Annotated in this window: 17 protein-coding genes; 13 read left to right on the top strand and 4 right to left on the bottom strand. The window is 61.5% G+C overall.

The features are described 5' to 3' along the window. Positions 1-69 precede the first annotated feature (69 nt). Together pdxR and ACA065_RS13135 are read left to right on the top strand one after the other, a co-directional pair. Entirely contained in the window at positions 70-1,503 is a 1,434-nt protein-coding gene (gene pdxR / locus ACA065_RS13140) for a MocR-like pyridoxine biosynthesis transcription factor PdxR (protein WP_497694884.1), read from the top strand. 84 nt (positions 1,504-1,587) lie between these two features. After that, complete coding sequence (locus ACA065_RS13135) at positions 1,588-1,989, top strand: cupin domain-containing protein (RefSeq protein WP_497694883.1); 402 nt, start codon at positions 1,588-1,590, stop codon at positions 1,987-1,989. A 1,024-nt stretch (positions 1,990-3,013) separates the two neighbouring features. On the opposite strand, the gene ACA065_RS13130 is transcribed toward ACA065_RS13135, so the two are convergent. Next, positions 3,014-3,643 carry a DNA-3-methyladenine glycosylase I gene (locus ACA065_RS13130; protein ID WP_497694882.1) on the bottom strand — a complete coding sequence of 210 codons (630 nt, stop codon included), beginning with the start codon at positions 3,641-3,643 and terminating at the stop codon, positions 3,014-3,016. Positions 3,644-3,860: 217 nt separating this feature from the next. On the opposite strand from ACA065_RS13130, the gene ACA065_RS13125 reads away from it, so the two are divergent. From ACA065_RS13125 to ACA065_RS13115, 3 genes are all read left to right on the top strand, one after another. Further along, complete coding sequence (locus tag ACA065_RS13125) at positions 3,861-5,186, top strand: C4-dicarboxylate transporter DctA (RefSeq protein ID WP_497695343.1); 1,326 nt, start codon at positions 3,861-3,863, stop codon at positions 5,184-5,186. Between the two features lie 170 nt (positions 5,187-5,356). Beyond that, positions 5,357-6,058, top strand: a complete 702-nt coding sequence (locus ACA065_RS13120; RefSeq protein ID WP_497694881.1) for a FadR/GntR family transcriptional regulator — start codon at positions 5,357-5,359, stop codon at positions 6,056-6,058. A 17-nt stretch (positions 6,059-6,075) separates the two neighbouring features. After that, the gene (locus tag ACA065_RS13115; RefSeq protein WP_497694880.1) at positions 6,076-6,762 is read left to right on the top strand and encodes a GntR family transcriptional regulator; all 687 of its coding nucleotides are present in this window, start codon (positions 6,076-6,078) and stop codon (positions 6,760-6,762) included. Between the two features lie 30 nt (positions 6,763-6,792). Here the strand turns inward: ACA065_RS13115 and ACA065_RS13110 are convergent, their stop codons facing one another. Further along, positions 6,793-7,371, bottom strand: coding sequence for an LOG family protein (locus ACA065_RS13110; protein WP_497694879.1), 579 nt, complete (start codon positions 7,369-7,371; stop codon positions 6,793-6,795). A 228-nt stretch (positions 7,372-7,599) separates the two neighbouring features. Between ACA065_RS13110 and ACA065_RS13105 the strand changes: the two genes are divergently transcribed. Next, positions 7,600-8,217: a hypothetical protein gene (locus tag ACA065_RS13105; RefSeq protein WP_497694878.1), complete on the top strand. Its 618-nt coding sequence runs from the start codon at positions 7,600-7,602 to the stop codon at positions 8,215-8,217. A gap of 128 nt (positions 8,218-8,345) precedes the next feature. Here the strand turns inward: ACA065_RS13105 and ACA065_RS13100 are convergent, their stop codons facing one another. Beyond that, a complete protein-coding gene (locus ACA065_RS13100; protein ID WP_497694877.1) occupies positions 8,346-13,214 on the bottom strand; it encodes an NAD-glutamate dehydrogenase in 4,869 nt (1,622 codons plus the stop codon). A 493-nt stretch (positions 13,215-13,707) separates the two neighbouring features. Here ACA065_RS13100 and ACA065_RS13095 point away from each other — a divergent pair, with 493 nt between their 5' ends. The 7 genes from ACA065_RS13095 (at position 13,708) to ACA065_RS13065 (ending at position 21,164) form a co-directional block, all read left to right on the top strand. Continuing rightward, on the top strand, positions 13,708-14,061 hold the full coding sequence (locus ACA065_RS13095) for a hypothetical protein (RefSeq protein WP_497694876.1): 354 nt from the start codon (positions 13,708-13,710) through the stop codon (positions 14,059-14,061). Between the two features lie 260 nt (positions 14,062-14,321). Further along, on the top strand, positions 14,322-15,281 hold the full coding sequence (locus ACA065_RS13090; protein ID WP_017739127.1) for an AAA family ATPase: 960 nt from the start codon (positions 14,322-14,324) through the stop codon (positions 15,279-15,281). Positions 15,282-15,286: 5 nt separating this feature from the next. Beyond that, on the top strand, positions 15,287-16,219 hold the full coding sequence (locus ACA065_RS13085) for a DUF58 domain-containing protein (protein WP_497694875.1): 933 nt from the start codon (positions 15,287-15,289) through the stop codon (positions 16,217-16,219). Beyond that, entirely contained in the window at positions 16,216-16,710 is a 495-nt protein-coding gene (locus tag ACA065_RS13080; RefSeq protein WP_046068399.1) for a DUF4381 domain-containing protein, read from the top strand. Before ACA065_RS13085 ends, ACA065_RS13080 begins: the two co-directional genes overlap by 4 nt. After that, entirely contained in the window at positions 16,703-17,791 is a 1,089-nt protein-coding gene (locus ACA065_RS13075; protein ID WP_497694874.1) for a vWA domain-containing protein, read from the top strand. Before ACA065_RS13080 ends, ACA065_RS13075 begins: the two co-directional genes overlap by 8 nt. Continuing rightward, positions 17,788-19,527, top strand: a complete 1,740-nt coding sequence (locus ACA065_RS13070) for a vWA domain-containing protein (protein ID WP_497694873.1) — start codon at positions 17,788-17,790, stop codon at positions 19,525-19,527. The genes ACA065_RS13075 and ACA065_RS13070 overlap by 4 nt, the downstream gene beginning before the upstream one ends. Continuing rightward, positions 19,524-21,164: a BatD family protein gene (locus ACA065_RS13065; protein WP_497694872.1), complete on the top strand. Its 1,641-nt coding sequence runs from the start codon at positions 19,524-19,526 to the stop codon at positions 21,162-21,164. The genes ACA065_RS13070 and ACA065_RS13065 overlap by 4 nt, the downstream gene beginning before the upstream one ends. A 130-nt stretch (positions 21,165-21,294) precedes the next feature. On the opposite strand, the gene ACA065_RS13060 is transcribed toward ACA065_RS13065, so the two are convergent. Next, positions 21,295-22,233 carry a hypothetical protein gene (locus ACA065_RS13060; RefSeq protein WP_497694871.1) on the bottom strand — a complete coding sequence of 313 codons (939 nt, stop codon included), beginning with the start codon at positions 22,231-22,233 and terminating at the stop codon, positions 21,295-21,297. Positions 22,234-22,258 lie beyond the last annotated feature (25 nt).

Below are 22,258 nucleotides of genomic sequence, written 5' to 3'. Positions count from 1 at the left end.
GCAGACCATTTTGAGTGCGCCACACGAGCGCGTAATCTGGGGCGCAGAGTGTGTGCCTCAGGAAAAAACATGGAACTGCACGTAGTCATCAACGGCCGCAAAGACCTGGCCGAACAACTGTACCGGCAGTTGCGTGAAGCCATCGCATCCGGGCGCCTGGCTGCCGGTGCGCAACTGCCGCCCAGCCGTTTGCTGGCCGAGCAAATCGGCGTATCGCGCAAAACCGTGTCGGACACCTACGCCACCCTGACCTACGAAGGCCTGCTGGTGGGCAAGACCGGGCGTGGCACCTTCGTCAACGCCCATGCGGTGCAGACCGAGCGCGTGCAAACCGCCGCCGACCTGGCCTGTGCCGCCAACCTGAGCAAATGGGCGGCGCTGCCCTCGCCCATGCGCCACCCCACACGCGACAGTACCCTGCGTTATGAGTTTATTGGTGGCGCCACCACCCGTAATCAATTCCCCCAGGATGAATGGCGACGGTGTACCCAGGATGCTTTACGGCGTATCGCCCGGGACAGCGGCTTCTACAGCCAGCCTGAAGGGGTGCCGGCACTGCGCGAGGCCATTGCCGGGCATATCGCCTTTTCCCGTGGGGTGAAATGCCGCGCCGACGACATCGTGGTCACCAATGGCGCGCAACAGGCGCTGGACCTGATCGCACGCGTGGTGCTGGAACCGGGCATCACCGTCGCCATGGAAGACCCCGGCTACAGCCCGGCGCGCCAGTTGTTCATGGCCATGGGCGCCAACGTCGCCGGGGTGCCGGTCGACGAGCAAGGCATTCAGGTCGATAAAATCCCCGAGGGTACGCGGCTGATCTACGTGACGCCGTCCCACCAGTTCCCGCTCGGCATGCCCATGAGCGTGGCGCGCCGCGAAGCCTTGCTGGCGCGTGCATTCGAGCTGGGGGCGATCATTATCGAGGACGACTACGACAGCGAATTCCGCTACGAGGGCCGCCCCACCGACTCGCTGCAAAGCATGGACACCCGCGGCGTCGTCACGTATGTCGGGACCTTCTCGAAAACCTTGCTGCCAGAGTTACGCCTGGGCTACGCGGTGCTGCCACCGGCCATTTACCCGGCGGTGCTCAAGGCCAAGCAACTGACCGATCAACACAGCTCAACACTGCCGCAGTGGGCACTGGCCAAGTTCATCAGCGAAGGCTACCTGCTCAAGCATATCCGCCGCTGCCACACGGTGTATGCCGGGCGCCGCGAGCGCATCCTGCAGCGCCTGGCGGGTGATTTGTCGCCGTGGTTCGACGCCGTGCCCACCGAAGCGGGGTTTCATATGGCGGCGCTGTGCAAGGTGGCGGTGAATATCCCGTTGCTGATGGAGTTGGCGCGGCGGGTTGAAGTGGGGTTGTACCCGGTGGACGTGTTCTTCCATGACACACCCGTGCGGCCTGGCTTGATTATTGGCTTTGGTGCCATCGAGCTGCTGGACATCGACCCGGCGCTGGACAGGGTGCGCGATATTCTGCAGCAGATTGGCTAGCGGGTTTTTCGCTGGATTGGTCATTGGTCCCCTGCTCTCTGCGGCGTAGGGTGAAGAGGTCTCGAACTTCTCGGAAACCTCATCATGAAACGACTGCTCGCTGCCACCCTGATGCTCGCCTCGCTCAGCGCCTTCGCCCACGAGCCGGTGTACAACCAGGAATCGATCAAGGTGCTGCAGGAGCACGCCTTGAGCAATGTGCCCGGCAAGAAAACCATCATGCTCACCGTCGATTACGCGCCGGGCCAGGCCACTGTGCCGCACAGCCACACCGGCACCGCCGTAGCGTATGTGCTGCAAGGCGAGATCACCTCGCGGGTCAACGATGAGAAGGCGATTACCTACAAGGTCGGTGAGTCGTTCTATGAACCGGCCGGTTCGCGGCACTTTGAATCGAGCAATGCCAGCCAGACAAAGCCCGCCAAGCTGCTGGTGGTGATGGTGCTGGATGACAAGGCTGAGGTGCTGACGCCGCTTGCGCAGTAACTGGCCACACAGTTGGGGTTGGGGCTGATGGGTGTATATCCGTTATTGGGTGATGGCTTGTATTGGTTCCGCCCTTACGGCGGGTCACTTTTGAAAAGAGCCCAAAAGTAACCAAAAGGCTCTTGCCCCACCACTCGGCACCTCGCTTAGGCTCGGTGTGCCCTCACGCAGGCTTTGGAGCGGGGGCCGCCGCGATGGGCCATCCTTGGCCCAGCGCGGCTAAACCGGCGTCCTGCCGGTTTACCCCCGCTCCAAAGCCTGCGTTCGGCCAGCGTGGTTGACGGGGCGCCTAAGATCAAAATCAAGATCAAGATCTACAGCACGGCGGCCTAGTAGCCGACCTGAGTGGTTGAATCAAAAGCGAAAGCGAGGCGGCCTGACAGCCGACCTGTTTACTGAAGCTGTTCTCGGTCTAATTGTGGGAGCGGGCTTGCTCGCGAATGCGGTGTGTCAGTCAGTTTATTTGTAACTGGCCCACCGCATTCGCGAGCAAGCCCGCTCCCACATTTTGAGCTCAGTACATCAGGTAGATGTGTGTACTCGGTCAAAGGTGGGAGCTGGCTTGCCTGCGAAGGCATCAACTGGGTTTGCCTGATGTACCGAGGTGTCTGCATCGCAGGCAAGCCAGCTCCCACAGAAAAGCAGCTCTGCTTTTGATCTGTTCTTGCCCTGCTTTTGCTTCAACCACTCAGGTCGGCTACTAGGCCGCCGTGCTGTAGATTTTGATCTGACAGGCCCCGTTAACCACGATGGCCGAACGCAGGCTTGAATCCGTGGGTAACCCGGCAGGACGCCGGGTTAGCCGCGCTGGGCCAAGGATGGCCCATCGCGGCGGCCCACGGATTCAAGCCGGAGTGAGGGCATGCCGAGCCTAGGCGACAGGTACCTTGACACGTACCGCGTTTGTAAAAAAGTGACTCGCTGTAAGAGCGAAACCCTAAGCGGCCGTTACCGCAGCAACGGATATACACTCAGCCTGCCAAAAAAAATCGCCCCCTATGTTGATCACACCAAGACAAAAGACTCAGGGCCGCTTGAACTCCCGCCGCAGTTGCTCAATCTGCGCCCGGCAAGCACAGCCCTCCAAGTGGTCATTGACCATGCCCATCGCCTGCATCAACGCATACATCGTGGTCGGGCCGACAAAGGTCCAGCCGCGCTTCTTCAACGCCTTCGACAACCGCACCGACGCCGGTGACGTCGGGTTGCCTGTCCAATAAGCCAGGTCCACCACGGCCGGGCGCTCCTGCTCCGTCGGCTCAAACGCCCATATCCACCGCGCCAGCGACCCGGTTTCGTCCACCAACTCGCAGGCCTTGCGCGCATTGTTGATGGTCGACACGATCTTGGCCCGATTACGCACGATGCCAGGATCATTCATCAGGCGGTCTATGTCGGCCTCGCCGTACTGCGCCACGCGGCGAAAATCAAAGCCCTCGAACGCCACCCGAAACTGCTCGCGCTTGCGCAAGATGGTGATCCACGCCATGCCCGCCTGAAACCCTTCCAGGCAAATCTTCTCGTACAGCTGGATATCATCCGCCACCGGCACGCCCCACTCGTGGTCGTGGTAACGCGGGTACTGCGCCGCCGCTGTGCGCCAGGTGCAGTGGGTCAGCCCTGTGGCGTCCGTGGTCAGTCCTGGTTTGTCCATCGATCACCTCGCGTATCAAGGCGCGGATCATAAGCGAATTTTTTTCCACGCCGCCAACCGCTCAAGCATCGCGCTTGCCGACCAACTGGTCAGACCGGGACCTGCAAACCGCCGAATATTTACTTGTGGTTTGAAAAAAACCCAGCGTAGACTGGCCGCGCACTGGACTTACCGGTAAGACCACAACAATTAAGCCCTGGAACCACCAGGGCACCGAATAGAGATCCCTCCCATGCTCAGATGGTGCTCGCGTTCGATTTTCCTGCAAGTCGTGATTGGTCTGATGCTCGGCATCGCCTGCGGCCTGGCCCTTCCCGAATTCTCCACACAACTCAAACCCCTGGGTGACGGCTTCATCAAGCTGATCAAGATGCTGATTGGCCTGATCGTATTCTGTGTGGTGGTCAGCGGTATTTCCGGTGCCGGCGACTTGAAGAAAGTCGGGCGCATCGGCCTCAAGTCGGTGATCTACTTTGAAGTGTTGACCACCGTCGCCCTGGTGATCGGCCTCATCATGGCCTTCAGTACCGGCATCGGCACCGGCGCCAATATCCACCTGGAGCAGTTGTCCTCCGCCGGCCTCACTGAGTTGGCCGACAAGGGCCAACATATTCGCGGCACCAGCCAGTTCCTGATGGACCTGATACCCAACTCGGTGATCGGCGCCTTCGCCGACAACAATGTGCTGCAAGTGCTGCTGTTCTCGGTGCTGTTCGGCAGCGCGCTGAACCTGGTGGGCGAAGCGGCTTCGGGTATCTCGCGGTTGATCAACGAGCTGAGCCACGTGATCTTCCGCATCATGGGCATGATCGTGCGCCTGGCGCCGATTGGCGTGTTCGGCGCCATCGCTTTCACCACCAGCACCTACGGCCTGGATTCGCTGCAACACCTGGGCAGCCTGGTGGGCTTGTTCTACCTGACCTGCTTTGCCTTTGTCGGCCTGGTGCTTGGCCTGGTGATGCGCCTGTCCGGCCTGCGCATGCTGGCGCTGCTCAAGTACCTGCGCGAAGAACTGCTGATCGTGATGGGCACCGCTTCGTCCGACGCGGTGCTGCCACAGATCATGCGTAAACTCGAGCACTTGGGCATCGGCAGCTCAACGGTAGGCCTGGTGATTCCGACGGGTTACTCGTTCAACCTCGACGGCTTCTCCATCTACCTGACCCTGGCCATCGTGTTTATCGCCAACGCCACCGGCACGCCACTGTCGATGACCGACTTGCTGACGATCCTGCTGGTGTCGCTGATCACCTCCAAAGGCGCGCATGGGATACCGGGCTCGGCGCTGGTGATTCTGGCGGCCACGCTCACCGCCATCCCGGCGATTCCGGTGGTGGGCCTGGTGCTGGTATTGGCGGTGGACTGGTTCATGGGCATTGGCCGTGCGCTAACCAACCTGATCGGCAACTGTGTCGCCACCGTGGCCATTGCCCGCTGGGAAAAAGACATCGACATCCAGCGCGCCAACAAGGTGCTCGACGGCCAGCAGGGCTATGCCTTCCAGGCCAAGAAGCCGGTGCTGCCGGCGCATCAGGAGTTCTGATCAGCGCTCAAGCACGACACAAATAAAGGGTGGGAGCTGGCTTGCCTGCGATAACGGTGGGTCAGCAATAGAGATGTTGACTGACCGTCAGTCATCGCAGGCAAGCCAGCTCCCACACTGGATCGTCACAAGACTCACCAATGTATTTACACCATCAAGGAGACGTAGAAGTGATCAGCACCTCAACCGTCGTCAATTCAGTCGTAGAAAAACTGCGCGCCGCACTCAAGCGTGGCCAGTGGCGGCGTGGCGAAATGCTGCCCGGCCAACGGGAGCTGGCCGAACAAATGGGCATCAGCCGCCCCAGCCTGCGCGAAGCGGTGATCGTGCTGGAAACCCTCGGCCTGGTGCGCTCGATGCCCGGCAAAGGCGTGGTGGTACTCGAAACCAGCGTCAGCGACCCGCACGCCAGCGATGCGGTGGCGGATGCCACGCTCGAAGACATCCTGCAACTGCGCTACACCCTCGAGCCGTTTATCGTCGGCCTGGTCGCTCAATCCATCAGCAGCAAGGAAGTCGGGCAACTGCGCCTCACGCTGATGGATATGCGCGAGGCCCTCGACGCCGGCGATGCCGAGGCGGGGATGAACGCCTACATCGGCTTTCATGAAGAACTGTTTGCACTCACCTCCAACCCGATCTTCCAGAACGTGGTGCAACAGACCAGCAACGCGCTCAAGCAAAGCGCCCAGGTGCTGCGCAACTCGCCCGAACACCTGGCCGAACGCCTGCAGGAAAACGAAGCCGTGGTGCGCGCCATCCGCAACAAAAACAGCGCCCTGGCCAGTGCCGAGATGCGTCGGCATATCCTCCAGGAAGGCTTGCGCATGGGCATTCGCTTGAACATCCCGGACGACCATCTGGGCAGCTGATTTTTTGGAGACCGGCCATGACCGCCCACGCCCTGCAACGCCACCCTACCCTCCCGGCCCTGCGCCTAGTGGCAGGCAAAAAGCCCTCGGTGGATGACATCTACCCGCGCTTGTTCGATGCCATCCTCGAACAACGCATCGCGCCTTCCAGCCGCTTCACTGAGGAAGGCCTGGGCGATATCTTTGGGGTGAGCCGCAGCGTGATTCGCCGGGTGCTGGCCAAGCTGTCCCATCAGCAAGTGATCATCCTGCGCCCCAACCAGCGCGCCCAGGTCGCCGCGCCGGATGCCCAGCAGACGCAGCAAATTCTGGAAGCGCGGCGGCTGACGGAAATCACCGTGGTTCAGCTGGCCTGCGCCCAGGCCACGCCAACGCAAATCCGCCAGTTACGCGAGTTGATCGCCCGGGAACGTGAGTGCATCGAGCGCGACCAGCGCGGGCCGGCGATTCGCCTGTCCGGGGAATTTCACCTGCAACTGGCCGCGATGGCGCGTAACGCGCCCTTGGCGCAGTTCCTCAACAGCCTGGTGCCGTTGACGTCGTTGATCATTGCCCAATACGAGGCGCAAGCCTGCACGTATTGCGCGTGGCAGGAACATGTGGCGATTGTTGACGCGGTCGAACAACGCGACGTGAAGCGCGCGGTCAGCCTGATGACCCAGCATTTGGATCATCTGGAAGCGAAACTGCTGACACTCAACTGACAGCCACAACCGAACCGGTTTGTTGCGCCATCAGGTGTCCTCTCGCTTGATCCACTTGGGCACGGTGGGCGCCTGATAACTCAGCAACGCAGCCAGCAAACGCTCTACGTTCGGCTCAACAATGAGCATGTCACGGTGCACCGGCTTGAGAAACGCCTCGGCGACCACATTGTCGAGGAACGCGGCCAGGCCGTCATAGAAACCGTTGATGTTCAGCAATGCGCAAGGTTTGGCATGCTGACCCAATTGCGCCCACGTCCACACCTCGAACAACTCCTCAAACGTGCCGATACCGCCGGGCAGCGCGATAAAGCCGTCGGACAGTTCGGCCATCAGTGCTTTGCGCTCGTGCATGGAGCCGACGATTCGCAGGTCTTGAAGGCCGGTGTGGGCCAGCTCTTTCTCGGCCAGAAACCCCGGCATCACACCGATCACTTCACCGCCACTCGCCAGCGCGGCATCGGCAACCGCCCCCATCAAGCCCACCGAGGCGCCACCGTAGACCAGGCCGATGCCCGCCTTGGCCAGCGCATGCCCCAGTTGAGCCGCCATTTCCGAATACACCGGCAACCGGCCCGGGCTTGAACCCGAAAAAATACAAAGTCGCATACAGCCTCACTTGATCTGGTTGTGTTGGAGTACAACCCTCATTTAACGACGCTGATGAATCAGCGCCGAGCCTATCCGCACACGGCAGGCTACCGCATACATGACGTAATCGCACAACAGGGTTTATACGATAGAAAGGTTTTTTGCGTATTTACTGACAGCACAGATGACCAACTATCCGCACAATGCGGGCACTCCAGAAAGCCTTACACGCGGGTGAATACCTCTATGCAAGCCCTGACCTTTACGCTAATCGCTGCCCTGTTCATTCCCTTTGCACAAGCAGGTGACAAGGCAGCGACCGACACTCATGTCATCACCGATGCGAACCCTGTGTGGTTGCTTGAACGGCCCTACCCAGAAGGCCCGATGTTGGCCGCACGTACCTTTGGTGGCAGCGCTTACGGTGATCACCATATGAAGGCTAACCTTGTGATCAGCTGTCACCCGCAGAACCCAAAAGCCGGCCTGTCGCTGGAGATCATCCCGCAATCACTGGGCTGGGACGCCGACCCATTTGAAGGCAAGGATGCCAGCGCAGATGGGCCACTGAGTATCACGACAGGCACACGCGCCGCCGTCGAACACGTGGTCAATGGCGTCTGGAATTACGGCGGGATTTTCCAGATGGGTTTGGTCTTTGAACTCAGCACCTCTGTCCCGCGAGAGGAATTAGCCTACTGGGCCACCGATGCCTCGCGCGGGCAAACCCTGACACTTTCTTTGGCCCCCGCCACTGAGGGCGGCAAGCCGCTGACGGCATCGTTCTTATTGCCGGCAGACAACAACGGGTTGAAGAAAGCCATCCAGCCTTGCCTGGATAATGCCAGCGCGGCTACACGCTAACCTGAGGAGATCAAACTGTGGGAGCGGGCTTGCTCGCTCCCACACTTGCCCAGTGCTGTTTGGTAAATCGCGGCTCAACAAAAAGCCCCCGCATCTCACGATACGGGGGCTTTTGTTTTACTGCAGGATCAAGCCGATTGCAGCACCGACTGACCACTCAACGCCAGGTCCAGCAGTTCACGGTTGGCGACCGCGTACATGGCGTAGTCCGTGCCGACAGCAGCACGAATTTCCACCATCATTGCGCGCCAGCGATCGGCCATGTCCTGGTGCTGCTCAAGCCACAGGGCCACGCGGGCTTCCATGTCTTGTGGCGCGTCGGCCATTTGCAGTACCGAGATGGTGATCGCCCGTTGCTGCCAGTCCACATCGTCGCGGAACGCTTCGCGAGCCTGGGCCTGCCAGTTGTTGGCCACCGGCAGATCGCTGATCTGCTGCAAGTACCATGGCAGGTCCAGGGCGCTGCCGACGGCGAAGTAGGCCTTGGCCACGTCGGCGGCGTCATGCCCGGTGACGTCGGCGGCTTCGATGATCGGCAGCAAGGTGTACAGGTGAGTGGTGCCTGCAACCATGCGCGCCAACAATTCCGGTACGCCGGCTTCGGTGTAGGCCTGGTAGCGGTTCTGCCAACCTTCGCGGGTCGGGCCCTCCAGCAGTTCGTCGAGCTTGAGGCCCAACGCCGCCAAGTGCGGACCGAAGTGCGCGGTGTCACGGCCAGCATCCTGCTCGTTGCGACGGCTGCGCAGGAACCAGCGCGTAGCGCGGCGGCCCAGGCGCATCAACTCGTCCATCAGCTCCAGTTGCACGTCGGCGGAAACCTGGTGGTCCAGGGCTTCGATCTGACGGAACCAGTGCGGGAGATGGAAGATGTCACGCACGATCACATAGGCGCCCGCCACGTTCGCCGGGCTCATGCCAGTCGACTCTTTGAGCCGTTGCACGAAGGTGATGCCCATGTGGTTGACCAGGTCGTTGGCGATCTGGGTGCTGACGATTTCGCGCTTGAGGCGATGGCGACGCATGGCTTCGCCGAACTTGGCGACCAGGCTCGGTGGGAACGCGGTCTCCATGTCGCGGGTCAGGTAATCGTCATCCGGCACCAGCGACTTGAGCAGCGCTTCCTTGAGGTCGATCTTGCTGTAGGAGATCAACACCGACAGCTCCGGACGGGTCAGGCCCTTGCCGGTCGCGGCGCGCTCGGTGAGCTGCTCCTCGGTCGGCAGGTACTCGATGGCGCGGTCCAGCTTGCCACGGCCTTCCAGGTCGCTCATCAGGCGTTTGTACTCGGCAGCACGCTCGTAGGCACGGCGCGCAGCCAGGGACAGCGCCTGGGTCTGCTTGTAGTTGTTGCCCAACACCAGGTTGCCGACTTCGTCGGTCATGCTCGCCAGCAACTGGTTGCGTTGCTTGTCGGTCATGTCACCGGCCTGCACCACTTCGTTGAGCAGGATCTTGATGTTCACTTCGTGGTCGGAGCAGTCCACACCACCGGCGTTGTCGATGAAGTCGGTGTTGGAACCGCCGCCATTGAGGCCGAATTCCACACGACCCAATTGGGTCATGCCGAGGTTACCGCCCTCGCCCACCACTTTGCAGCGCAGCTCGTTGCCGTTGACGCGCAGCGCGTCGTTGGCCTTGTCGCCCACATCGGCATGGCTTTCGGTGCTGGCCTTGACGTAAGTACCGATGCCGCCGTTCCACAACAGGTCCACCGGCGCCTTGAGCAAGGCGTTCAGCAGTTCGGTCGGGGTCAGCTTGTCGGCCTGGATGTCGAAGCGCTCTTTCATCTGTGGCGAGATGGCAATGCTCTTCGCGCTGCGCGAGAAGATACCGCCGCCTTCAGACATGATGCTGGTGTCGTAGTCGGACCAGGCCGAACGCGGCAACTCGAACATGCGCTGGCGCTCGACAAAGCTGGTCGCCGGGTTCGGGTTCGGGTCGATGAAGATGTGCAGGTGGTTAAAGGCCGCGACCAGTTGCAGCTTGTCCGACATCAACAAGCCGTTACCGAACACGTCACCGGCCATATCGCCGACGCCGACCACGGTGATGCTGTCTTCCTGCACGTTGATGCCGCGCTCACGGAAGTGACGCTGCACACCGACCCACGCGCCCTTGGCGGTGATGCCCATTTTCTTGTGGTCGTAACCGGCCGAACCACCGGAGGCGAACGCATCGCCCAGCCAGAAGCCGTAGTCGATGGCGATGCCGTTGGCGATGTCGGAGAAGGTCGCAGTGCCCTTGTCCGCCGCCACAACCAGGTACGGGTCATCGTCGTCATGGCGCACGACATTGGCCGGTGGCACCAGGGCGCCGTCTTTGAGGTTGTCGGTGATGTCCAACAAGCCGGAAATGAAGATGCGGTAGCAGGCGATGCCCTCGGCCGCGATCTCGTCGCGGGTGCCGCCCAGTGGCAGGCGACGCGGCAGGAAGCCGCCCTTCGCACCCACGGGCACGATCACCGAGTTCTTCACTTGCTGGGCTTTTACCAGGCCCAACACTTCAGTACGGAAGTCTTCTTCACGGTCGGACCAGCGCAGGCCACCGCGCGCCACGTTGCCAAAGCGCAGGTGCACGCCTTCAACACGCGGCGAGTAAACGAAGATTTCAAACTTCGGCACCGGCTTAGGCAGCTCGGGAATCGCACGCGGGTCGAACTTGAAGCTGAAGTACGACTTGTTCTGGCCGTTGGCGTCGGTCTGGTAGAAGTTGGTGCGCAGGGTGGCCTTGATCAGGTCCAGGTAGCGACGCAGGATGCGGTCTTCGTTGAGCACCTGAACATCGTCCAGGGCGGTGAGGATCGCTTGTTCCAGGCGTTGTTGCTTGTCTTCCAGGTCATCGGCGGTGAGCTTGCGCGCCAAGTAGAAGCGCGTCTTGAACAACCGGGTCAACTCGCGGGCGATGTCGGTGTGGTTATTCAAGGTGCTGGCGATGTAACCGAGGTCGAAGCCCAGGCGGATTTGCTTCAAGTAACGCGCGTAGGCACGCAGCAGCGCCACGTCGCGCCATGGCAGGCCGGCGGTGAGCACCAAACGGTTGAACGCATCGTTTTCGGCATCGCCGTGGACGATGTGCACAAACGCGTCCTGCAGGGTGTCGTTGAGCTGCTGGATGTCCAGGTTCACGCCTTCGGCGGCGATGAACGCGAAATCATGAATCCAGAACTCGCGGCCATTGGCATGGCGCAGGCGGTACGGGAATTCACCCAGCACACGCAGGCCGAGGTTTTCCAGGATCGGCAGCACGTCGGACAGTGCCAGCGGCGTGTCCGCGTGATAGAGCTTGCAATGCAGCTCGCGCTGGCCGGAGACCTGGCCCAGCGGCTGATAGAAGCTCATCACCAGCGGGTTGGCTTCGGTCAAGCTGTTGAGGTGCTGCATGTCGACCACGGCCGAATGCGCAGCAAAACGCTCGCGGTAGCCGGCCGGGAAGCCTTTCGGGAAATCCGCCAGCACGTTGGTGCCGTGGGCTTCGCCGAAGCTTTCGACCACAAGGCTTGAGTAGTCGTCCTGCCAGCTGCGGCAGGCCTGCACCACTTCTTTTTCCAGTTGCAGCGGGTCGATGTCCAGGCGGTTCTTGGGGTCAACCCGCAGAATCAGCTGTACACGGGCCAGCACGGATTCGGAGAAGAACGTCCAGAATTCGCAGTCCGAGGCTTTCAGGCGATCCATCAGCACTTGCTGGATCTTCTGGCGCACTTCGGTGGAATAAATGTCGCGCGGCACATAGGCCAGGCAATAGCAGAAACGACCGTACGGGTCTTTGCGCAGGAACACGCGAATCTTGTTGCGTTCCTGGATCTGCACAATCGACATCACAGTGCTGAACAGCTCGTCGACTGGCGTCTGGAACAGGTCATCACGCGGCAGCACTTCTACCACTTGGGCAAGCTCTTTGCCCAAATGCGCCTTGGGCTGGAAGCCCGAGCGGCGTTCGATTTCGGCGACCTTACGGCGGATATACGGGATCACGCGTACGCTTTCGCCATACACCGACGAGGTGTAGAGGCCCATGAAGCGGTGTTCCTTGATGACCTTGCCGTCGGCGCTGATCTCACGGATCGACACATAGTCCGGATACGCCGGGCGGTGCACGCGGCTTGGGTGCGCGGCCTTGGCGAACGACAGCACGGTCGGCTCACGCAGGTAGGCCACGGCGTAGTCTTCAATGCGCAGGTCATCAAAGGTGAGGCCGGCACGCAGCAGCTTGGTCAGGCCGAGGAAGGAATTGGCGTCATATTCGATATGACCGCCGTCCTTGTCGTCACGGACCACGAATTCTTCATAGCCGAGGAAGGTGAAGTGGTTGCCCACCAGCCATTCCAGGAAGTTCTTGATCTCGGCTTTTTCTTCGCCGTCGATGCTGAACTGGCTGGCGTCGATACCGGCCAGCAGGTCCTGGACCTTGGCTTTCATCGGTTCGAAATCGGCCACGGCCACGCGCACTTCGCCCAGTACCTGCTCAAGCTCTTTGCTCAGCACGTTGAGTTCGGCGGCATTGGCGCAGCGGTCGATTTCCAGGTACATCAGCGATTCTTGCTGGATGCCCTCGCCCTGGGTGCCTTTAGGCAGGATTTCCAGGAGTTCGCCCTTCTTGCCACGGCGCACGCTGAGCACGGTGGTTTGCAGGGTGTGAATGCTGTAGCCACGACGGTTCAGCTCGGTGCGTACCGAGTCCACCAGGAAGGGCAAGTCATGGTGCAGCACTTCGACCGCGGTGTGGGTCGATTGCCAGCCATGACGTTCGTAATCGGGGTTGTAGACCCGCACTTGCGGTTGGGTGTGATCAAAGCGCTCAAGCAGGCGCCAGGCAGACAAGGTGCAACCGGCCAGGTCGGAAAGGCGACGCTGGGTCAGTTCATCCAGGGAAATAATGCCGAAAAATTGTTCAGCGAACAGCGCCACTTGTGGCAGTGCCTGTTCACTGATGTGCTGCGCCAGTGCCGCTTGCAGTTGATGCTGGAAGTCGGCCTTGCTGGCTGCGGTGAAGAACGCCATCTGTGGTACTCCGCTTGGGCTTGTTATTGATGGAAGCGTCGCGTGTTATCCCCTTGCGGGGAGACCGTCAGCGCTGTTCGTCGGTGCTGATAACAAGCACCATAAACGAATCAGGGTGACAGGTGGGTGAAGCTGGACAAGACAATCAGGTCACATACAACTTCCATAAGATGTGCGCCCTGCAGGGCGACGGTACGACGGGCAGGTCAGACTCCCGGCACAGGGCACATCCGTTGCGCAGCTTAACGAGTGTAGGAAGACAGCTGCTTGCGATGCTGCGACATATTCGGTCATCGGTACGCAGGCTTGGGGTTGCGACTTGCGCAACCCGGATTTTTCCGCAGAAAAACCGGCTGATTTCACGCTGGCGAGTACCGAAAATGACTGGTATTGCCCGTCAGGTCATGCTCTGGGTCTGACATACGATGCAGCACAAAATTCGCCGCAATGGCACAATTGCCTGGCTGCGCCCTCCCCCCAGACAGGATTTCCCATGCTGCAACTGAACACCGACGCACTGATGGCCACCCCGTGCGACGACGAAGAAGACAACATGGCCATGCTCTGCTGCCACGGTAAAAACGGCGAGATGTTCATGCTCACCCGTTACCCGGACGAAGATGAAGTCGAACTGACTTGGGATTACGAGCCCTCGACCCTGGATGGGCTGAAGGTCACGCTAAGCAACACGACGTTGCGGGTGGAGTTGGCGGCGGGCGATGCCGATGCGCTGGGTGGCAAGGATCATCTGGAAATTCTCCACAGCACCGCCGCGTCGGATTTGGCTGAAGTTGAGGAAACCTTGCAGAACATTCTTAAGGGCACTGGTACGTTCACCCGAATCTAAGCTGCATCAACGATCAAATGTGGGAGGGGGCTCGCCCCCGATAGCAGTCGATCAGTCACAGATGTATAAACTGATCCACCGCTATCGGGGGCAAGCCCCCTCCCACATTGACCCTGTTCCCATACAAATTTCCTACAAGATTTGCCAAAAATACCCGTCACGCCGTTAGTCGCCACCCCCCTCGATGCATTAAAGTAAGCGCCCCAGGCCCGGCGTTTTTTTTTCGACGCCCAGGCTCACCTCTCCAGGAACCGTCATCGATGGAACATCGTGAAGCGCTGCTCGCGCTGCGAACCTTTCTTTCTACGCAGATTCTCGGCCAGGAAAAACTCATCGATCGCTTGCTGATCGCGCTGCTGGCTGACGGGCATATGCTGGTGGAAGGCGCACCGGGCCTGGCCAAGACCAAGGCCATCAAAGAGTTGGCCGAAGGCATCGAAGCGCAGTTCCATCGTATCCAGTTCACCCCCGACCTGTTGCCCGCCGACATCACCGGCACCGAGATCTATCGCCCGGAAACCGGCAGCTTCGTGTTCCAGCAAGGGCCGATCTTCCACAACCTGGTGCTGGCGGATGAAATCAACCGCGCCCCCGCCAAGGTGCAATCGGCGTTGCTTGAAGCCATGGCCGAACGCCAGGTCAGCGTGGGGCGCAGTACTTACGAGCTGTCGCCGCTGTTTCTGGTGATGGCCACGCAAAACCCCATCGAGCAGGAAGGCACCTACCCGCTGCCCGAAGCCCAGCTCGACCGCTTCCTGATGCACGTCAAAATTGGTTTCCCGGACGCCGCCGTCGAACGGCGCATCCTGCAGCAGGCCCGTGGTGAGGCGCTCAATGGCGAAACCAAGCCCGAGCGCCGCGTCAGCCAGCAGGCAATCTTTGCTGCACGCAAGGAAATCCTCGGCCTGTACATGGCCGACGCGGTAGAGGAATACCTGGTGCAATTGGTGATGGCCACGCGCACCCCGGCCAAGTTCGACCCGGAAATGGCCGAGTGGATCGCCTACGGCGCCAGCCCGCGCGGCTCCATCGCCCTCGACCGCTGCGCCCGCGCCCATGCCTGGCTGGCCGGTCGCGACTTTGTGAGCCCGGAAGATATCCAGGCGGTGCTGTTCGACGTGCTGCGCCACCGCATCATTCTGTCGTTCGAAGCGGAAGCGGCCGGCATCGACCAGGACCGCGTGGTGCAGCGCATTCTCGACGTCGTTGCCGTCGCTTGAAACCCATGAACGCAAGCGATGGGATTCGCGTCACGCTCAGCGAACTGATTGAGATGCGCCACCGCGTGCGCGAAGTGCAACTGTTTTCCACGCCGAGCCAGCGCAGCCCGCTGATCGGCCTGCACCATTCCAAGCTGCGCGGGCGTGGTGTCGACTTTGACCAGGTGCGCGTGTACCAGGCCGGCGACGATGTGCGCACCATCGACTGGCGCGTGACGGCGCGCACCCAGGAGCCGCACACCAAACTGTTCCATGAAGAACGCGAACGGCCGATTTTTATCATGGTTGAGCAAAGCTGCCGGCTGTTTTTCGGCTCCGGCCAGATGTTCAAGTCGGTGCTCGCCGCGCAAGCCGCCAGCCTGATCGGTTGGGCGGCGCTGGGGCATAACGACCGCGTCGGCGGGCTGGTGTTTGGCGACAGCGAGCACTACGAAATCAAGCCCCGGCGCAGCAAACAAAGCCTGCTGCAACTGCTCAACCGCTTGGTGCGCGTCAACCAGAGCTTGAATACTGAAAGCCGCCCCGAAGCCGACGCCTTGGGCATGGCCCTGCGCCGTGGCCGTGAAGTGTTGCGCCCCGGCAGCCTGGTCATCGTGATTTGCGATGAGCGCGCACTGACCGAAGGCGCCGAGCAACAGCTGAGTTTGTTGTCACGCCATTGCGACCTGCTGCTGTTGCCGATCTCCGACCCACTGGACCACGCTCTGCCCGCAGCCGGGCTACTACGTTTCGCGGAACGCGGCGCACAGCTGGAACTGGACACGCTGAACTTCGATTTGCGCCAGGCCTATAAGGCCCAGGCCGAAGCCCGCGTCGCACGCTGGGAACTGCTCGCGCAAAAGCTGCGCATCCTGCTGATGCCGTTGAGCACCCAGAGCGAAATGGTCGAGCAACTGCGCGAGTACTTGAACCCGCAACGCCCGGTTAAAAAGCAATGAGCAGCCTTGATCAACTGCAACCGCTGATCGCCCCGCCGGCCATTGGCTTTTGGCCACCTGCGCCGGGTTGGTGGCTGTTGCTGCTGGTGATTCCGCTGCTGGGTTGGGGGTTGTGGTCGCTGCGTCGCTTGCTGCCCACGCGCCGCCCGGTGGCGCGCGCCGAACAGCCGCTTGACCCACTGCGCATCGCCGCCCTGGCCGAGCTGGCCTTGATGCCCAAGCCTTACGACGGCGCACCTGCCGGCGCGTGGCTGCAACAACTCAACGGCCTGCTCAAACGCCTGTGCCGCAACGACTACCCCTACAGCCAAAGCCACACCCTCAACGGCCGCAAATGGCTGGCGTTCCTCGACAACCGCTGCCCGGCCGCCGGCCTCACGCGCTGGATGGTGCTGGTGGAAGGCGCCTACAAACCCGAATGCAAACTCGACGACAAGGCCATCGCCGGCCTGACCCAGGCGGTCGACACCTGGATTCGCAAACATGTTTGAGTTCGCCTGGCCGTGGATCTTCGCCCTGTTGCCATTACCGTGGTTGATGCGGCTCATCTTGCCGGTGGCTGACAGTGGCGAGCCTGCGCTGAAAGTCAGCTACCTCGCCGACCTCGAAGGCCTGGCCCGCCGCCGCGCGCGGGCCAACCTGCCCGGCTGGCGCCAGCAGGCACCGTTCGTGGTGCTGTGGCTGCTCTTGCTCACCGCCGCCGCCCGCCCGGAATGGCTCGGCGAACCGCTGCCGATTGCCGCCAGCGGTCGCGACCTGCTGGTGGCGGTGGACGTGTCCGGCTCCATGGACTTCCCCGACATGCATTGGCAGGACGACGACGTCAGCCGCCTCAGCCTGGTGCAACATTTGCTCGGCGACTTCCTCGAAAGCCGCGAAGGCGACCGCGTCGGCCTGATCCTGTTTGGCAGCCAGGCCTACCTGCAAGCCCCGCTGACCTTCGACCGGCGCACCGTGCGCACCTGGCTGGACGAAGCGCGCATCGGCATTGCCGGCAAGAACACCGCCATCGGCGATGCGATTGGCCTGGCCTTGAAACGCCTGCGCCAGCGCCCGGCACAAAGCCGTGTACTGATCCTGGTTACCGACGGCGCCAACAACGCCGGGCAGATCGACCCGCTGACCGCCGCGCGCCTGGCCGCTGAAGAAGGCGTGAAAATCTACCCGATCGGCATTGGCGCCGATCCGGAGCAAACCGGTTCTTTGGGCATCCTCGGCGTCAACCCGAGCCTGGACCTGGACGAGCCCGCGTTGAAAGCCATCGCCGAGGCCACCGGTGGCCGCTATTTCCGCGCCCGCGACGGTGACGAACTGCAAAAGATCAAGGAAACCCTCGACCAGCTTGAGCCGGTCGCCCAACAACCGACCCAGGCCCGCCCGGCCCAGGCGCTGTACAGCGCGCCATTGGCCCTGGCGCTGGTGCTCAGCATGTTGCTGGTGATCCAGGAGCGCTGGCCCAACAACGCGCTGCAGCGCCTGTTCAATAAACTCTCGAGCAAGGGCAATTTCCTGCAACAGCACCCTGAATGGCGCCAGCGCCTTAAACGCCTGCGCTTGCGGAGGCGTCGATGATCGACCTCTGGCCGCACTGGTTCCGCCCTTGGTGGCTGTTGCTGTTGCCGCTGCTTGGCTGGTTGCTGTGGCAACTGTGGCATCGGCAAAAGCGCGCCGGGCGTTGGCAGATGATCCTGCCACCGGCGTTTCATGCGGTGTTGCTCAGTGGTGGCAACGGTCGCGAGAGCAAATCACCGTGGGTGGTGCTGGGCATCGCCTGGCTGTTGGCCGTGCTGGCATTGCTCGGCCCCAGCTGGCAACGGGTTGAACAGCCCAGTCAGAAACCCGCCGACCCGGTGGTGGTGCTGCTGGAATTGACGCCCGAAATGCTCGCCACCGACAGCCCGCCCAATCGCCTGGAGCAAGCCCGGCGCAAGCTGTATGACTTGCTGCAAGCACGCGCCGATGCGCCAACCGCCATCATCGTGTACGCCGGGAGTGCCCACACGCTGGTGCCGCTGTCGGATGACCTGGCCACCAGCCGCAACCTGCTCGAAGCCTTGCGCCCCTCGATCATGCCCGAGCCCGGCCATCGCGCCGACCTTGCCGTGGAGAAAGCCCTGGGTTTGCTCAAGCAAGCCGGCCTTGGCCAGGGCCGCCTGTTGCTGGTCGGTTCCTCGCTGTCGAAACAGGAACGCCAAGGTATTCGGTTGCAGTTACAAGGTGCCCAGGCGCCGAGCTTGTCGATCCTCGGCATCGGCAGCCGCGAAGGCACACCGGTAACCCAGGAAAGCGGCGAGTTCCTCAAGGACGAACAGGGCGCGATTCTGGTGCCGCGTCTCGACAGCCCGACCCTCAAGGCCTTCGCCAGCGAAATGGGCGGCCGCTACCGCGCCGCGCGTCTGGACGACAAGGACCTGCGCCAACTCAACCTGCTCGACAGCTCGCAAAACCTGCGCAATGACGGCCAATTGCTGCACCTCGACACCTGGGCCGACCAGGGTTACTGGCTGCTCCTGCCGCTGTTGCTGCTGGCTGCCTGCGCCGGGCGCCGCGGCTGGTTGTTCTGTTTGCCTTTGCTGTTAATGGGCGCGCCGCAACCGAGCTATGCCTTCGAACTCCAGGACCTGTGGCTGCGCCCCGACCAGCAAGGCCAATACCTGCTGAAGAAAAAGCGCCCCGCCGAAGCCGCTGAACACTTCGAGAACCCACAATGGCAAGGCGTGGCCCTGTATGAGGCGGGCAATTACGCCGAGGCGATCAAGCGTTTTGCGCTGAGCAATGACGCCTACTCCCACTACAATCGCGGCAATGCCCTGGCCAAGTCCGGCGAACTGGAAGCGGCCATCGACGCCTACGAACAGGCGCTGGAAGCCCAGCCCGACCTGCAACCGGCACTGAAAAACAAAGCCCTGGTGGAAAGCGTGATGCAGCAACAAGCACAGCCAGAGCCCACCAAGCCTGCAAAAAACGAGGATGACGAAACCACCCAACCCGGCCAAACTGCGCAACCAGGCACCAGCGGGCAAAGCGCCACGGGCGGCGAGCAATCGCCCCAGGGCCAGGGCGAGGCCGGCACCGGCGATACCCAGAACGGCGCCACACCCAAGGCGGGCGGCAACGACGTACCGGGCAGCGAGCTGGGCGATGAACACACCACTACTCCGCCGTTGCGCCCCGCCGATGCCACGATTGACGGCGAGCACCGTCAGGCGCTGGAGCAATGGCTGCGAGAAATCCCGGACAACCCCGGTGAACTGCTGCGCCGCAAATTCTGGTACGAACAGCAACAACATCAGGACAAGACTCGATGAGCCGCCGCACCACCCTTCTGCTCCTGCTTGCGTTATCGGCAGGCTCCGCCCAGGCGGCGAACCTGGTCGCCAGCGTTGACCGCAGCCGCCTCAATTCCGGGGAAACGGTGGAGCTGACGGTCGAGTCCAGCGATGTCACCCAGTTCGGCAAACCCGACCTGTCACCGCTGGATGCGCAGTTCGAAGTCAGCGGCACGCGCCAGATCAACCAACTCACCACGCTGGGCGGCGACAACCACGCCACCACACGCTGGATCATCACCCTGCTGCCCAAGGAAAACGGCACCGTGGTGATCCCGCCGCTGCAAGTGGGCGAGCTCAAGACCCAGCCGATCAGCCTGCAAGTGGTAGAAACCGTAAGCCAGAACACCAGCGCCGAACTGGCGCCGGTGTTCATCGAAGCCAACCTTGATCAAACCAGCGTGTACGTCCAGGCCCAGGCGTTGCTGACCGTGCGCGTGTACCACTCGGTGTCGCTGTACGACGACAGCAGCCTCACGCCGTTGCAAATCCCCGATGCCCGCATCGAGCAATTGGGCGAGTCGCGCACCTACGAAAAAGTCATCAACAGCATTCGCCATGGCGTGATCGAAACCCGCTACGCGATCTATCCGCAGCACAGCGGCGCCCTGGTGATACCGGCGCAGACCTTCAGCGCTACGCTGGTGGAATCGCGCCCGCCGCAGGAGAACACACTGCAGGGCACCAAGCCGGGCAAGCTGATCCACGTCAGCTCAGCCGAGCTGGCGCTGAGTGTCAAACCCAAACCCGCACTGTACCCGGCCGACGCGCCTTGGATACCTGCACGCAGCCTGACCCTGACGCAAGCCTGGAACCCGGAGCCGGACCACGTGCAAGTCGGCGACTCGCTGACCCGCAGCCTTACCGTCAAGGCTGAAGGCCTGTCCAGCGCGCAACTGCCGGCCCTGCCCAGCATCGACATCAACGGCCTGCGTCGCTACCCCGACCAACCGGTGCTCGGCAACCAGAACAACGACCACGGCCTCATCGGCAGCCGCGAAGACCGCGAAGCCCTGGTGCCGACCCGCGCCGGCGCCGTCGAGTTGCCTGCCGTGGAAGTGGTGTGGTGGAACACCCACGAGGATCACCTCGAACGCACCCACCTGCCGGCCCGCACCCTGCAAGTGGCGACTAACCCGAGCCTGGTGGTCGACACACCTGCCACGCCGACGGTGATCACCGCACCGGACGATAACCGCCTGTGGTTATGGCAACTGAGCACGTTGCTATTGGTCTGCACCACCCTGCTGGGCTTCGGCCTGTGGTGGCGTGCGCGCCGCCAACCCGCCGTGCAACGTGCCGCGCAGACCGGCCCGAGCCCGCGTACGCTGCTCGATGACCTCAAGCGCGCCACCCAGGCCAACGACCCACACGCCACGCGCCAGGCGCTGGATGCCTGGGCGCGGCAACAGCCGGAAACCCTGGCAGATATGGCGGCGCGGTTTGTGCCGTTGTCGGATGCGTTGGACGGGCTCAACGGCGCGCTCTACAGCGAGGGCGGGCATTTCTGGCTGGGCGAAGACCTGTGGCGCGCAGTCAAGGCCATTCCGGTTGCCGAGCGTGAGCAAGACCCGGCCACCGACACCACCAGCCTGCCGCCGCTGTATCCCAAATAAACATCACGCTAACTGACACCCAGAAGCCCCCTGTGGGAGCGGGCTTGCTCGCGAATGCGGTCTATCGGCATCGCTTTAATCTGCTGGATGTCGCCTAGGCGATCCTTGATCTTGCACTTGCTCACGCCACTTAACCCTGTCGGAAAAAATGTAGAGGTGACACATCGGACGCGCGGCTATACAGGTAGGCAATGTTTTCCTGATCGAACCGGTTGTCTTCCTTACCGGGGCCATAGTCGCCAATGCCGATATCCAATTCCCGCAGCAGTTCAGGCCGGGCTAGCAGTTCCAGGGCGACTTCTTGTGCCTGTGCAGAAAAGGTTCTGCTGCTGGGCACCAAGCCGGCAGCTTCTTTGAGCTCATTAACATTTACAAAGCGGTCATTCGCGCCAGTGGCGAATTCGCGAAAATGCTCGGCTACCTGGCCGATTAGACGCCGGTCGGTCCAGTGTGGGTGAGGCCCTTGTGTAAGCGGCCCGTCCTCGCGGTGAGCAAGCCGATGATTGTAAGAGAGTGCGCCATAGCCGTCCTCGGCAAACGCTTGCCACATACGGGCCGGTGTTCCATCAAGCGCATAGCCGCTGCGGGTGAAACCTTCCAGCACACCGTTGTTCGCCTCCTTACCGCGACTTTGCCCCGTCGCAGTAAGAGACGAATCAATCCAATTAAGCACTCTGGCCGCATTGTAGGCGGCATCCGCTCTCGCAACAGGGTCTGGATTACTGGAGGTCCAATTTCCCAATTTGTCATAGGCCAATTCAACGTAAATGTTCTTTTCATGCTGCGGCTTTTTCACGAACGTTTCGCCGTTGACTGTATAGACCAAGTAACGACGAATACCTTTTTGGCTGTCCAGCATTTTGAGCACAGGGTTGTCGTTAATGATTTGCTCGGCAGTTCGAATATCACCAGGGGGCCGTTTTACATTTTCCCTGGGGGCAAAATGCTGATTTTTTTCACTGTAGGGCTGGCCTGTTTCTGCGGTAGGAGACTTAACCGTTGCTGGAAAGAACGCCTGTGCAGAGTAGTCGCGACAATCAGGTGTAACGGGCGAGAGAATGTTAGACATTAGTTAGTTTCTCTAGAATACAAAC

The organism is Pseudomonas sp. LBUM1640 (assembly GCF_059716225.1).
Note: the sequence above shows the minus strand (reverse complement) of the source record. Positions and strands in the feature narration are given on the sequence as shown.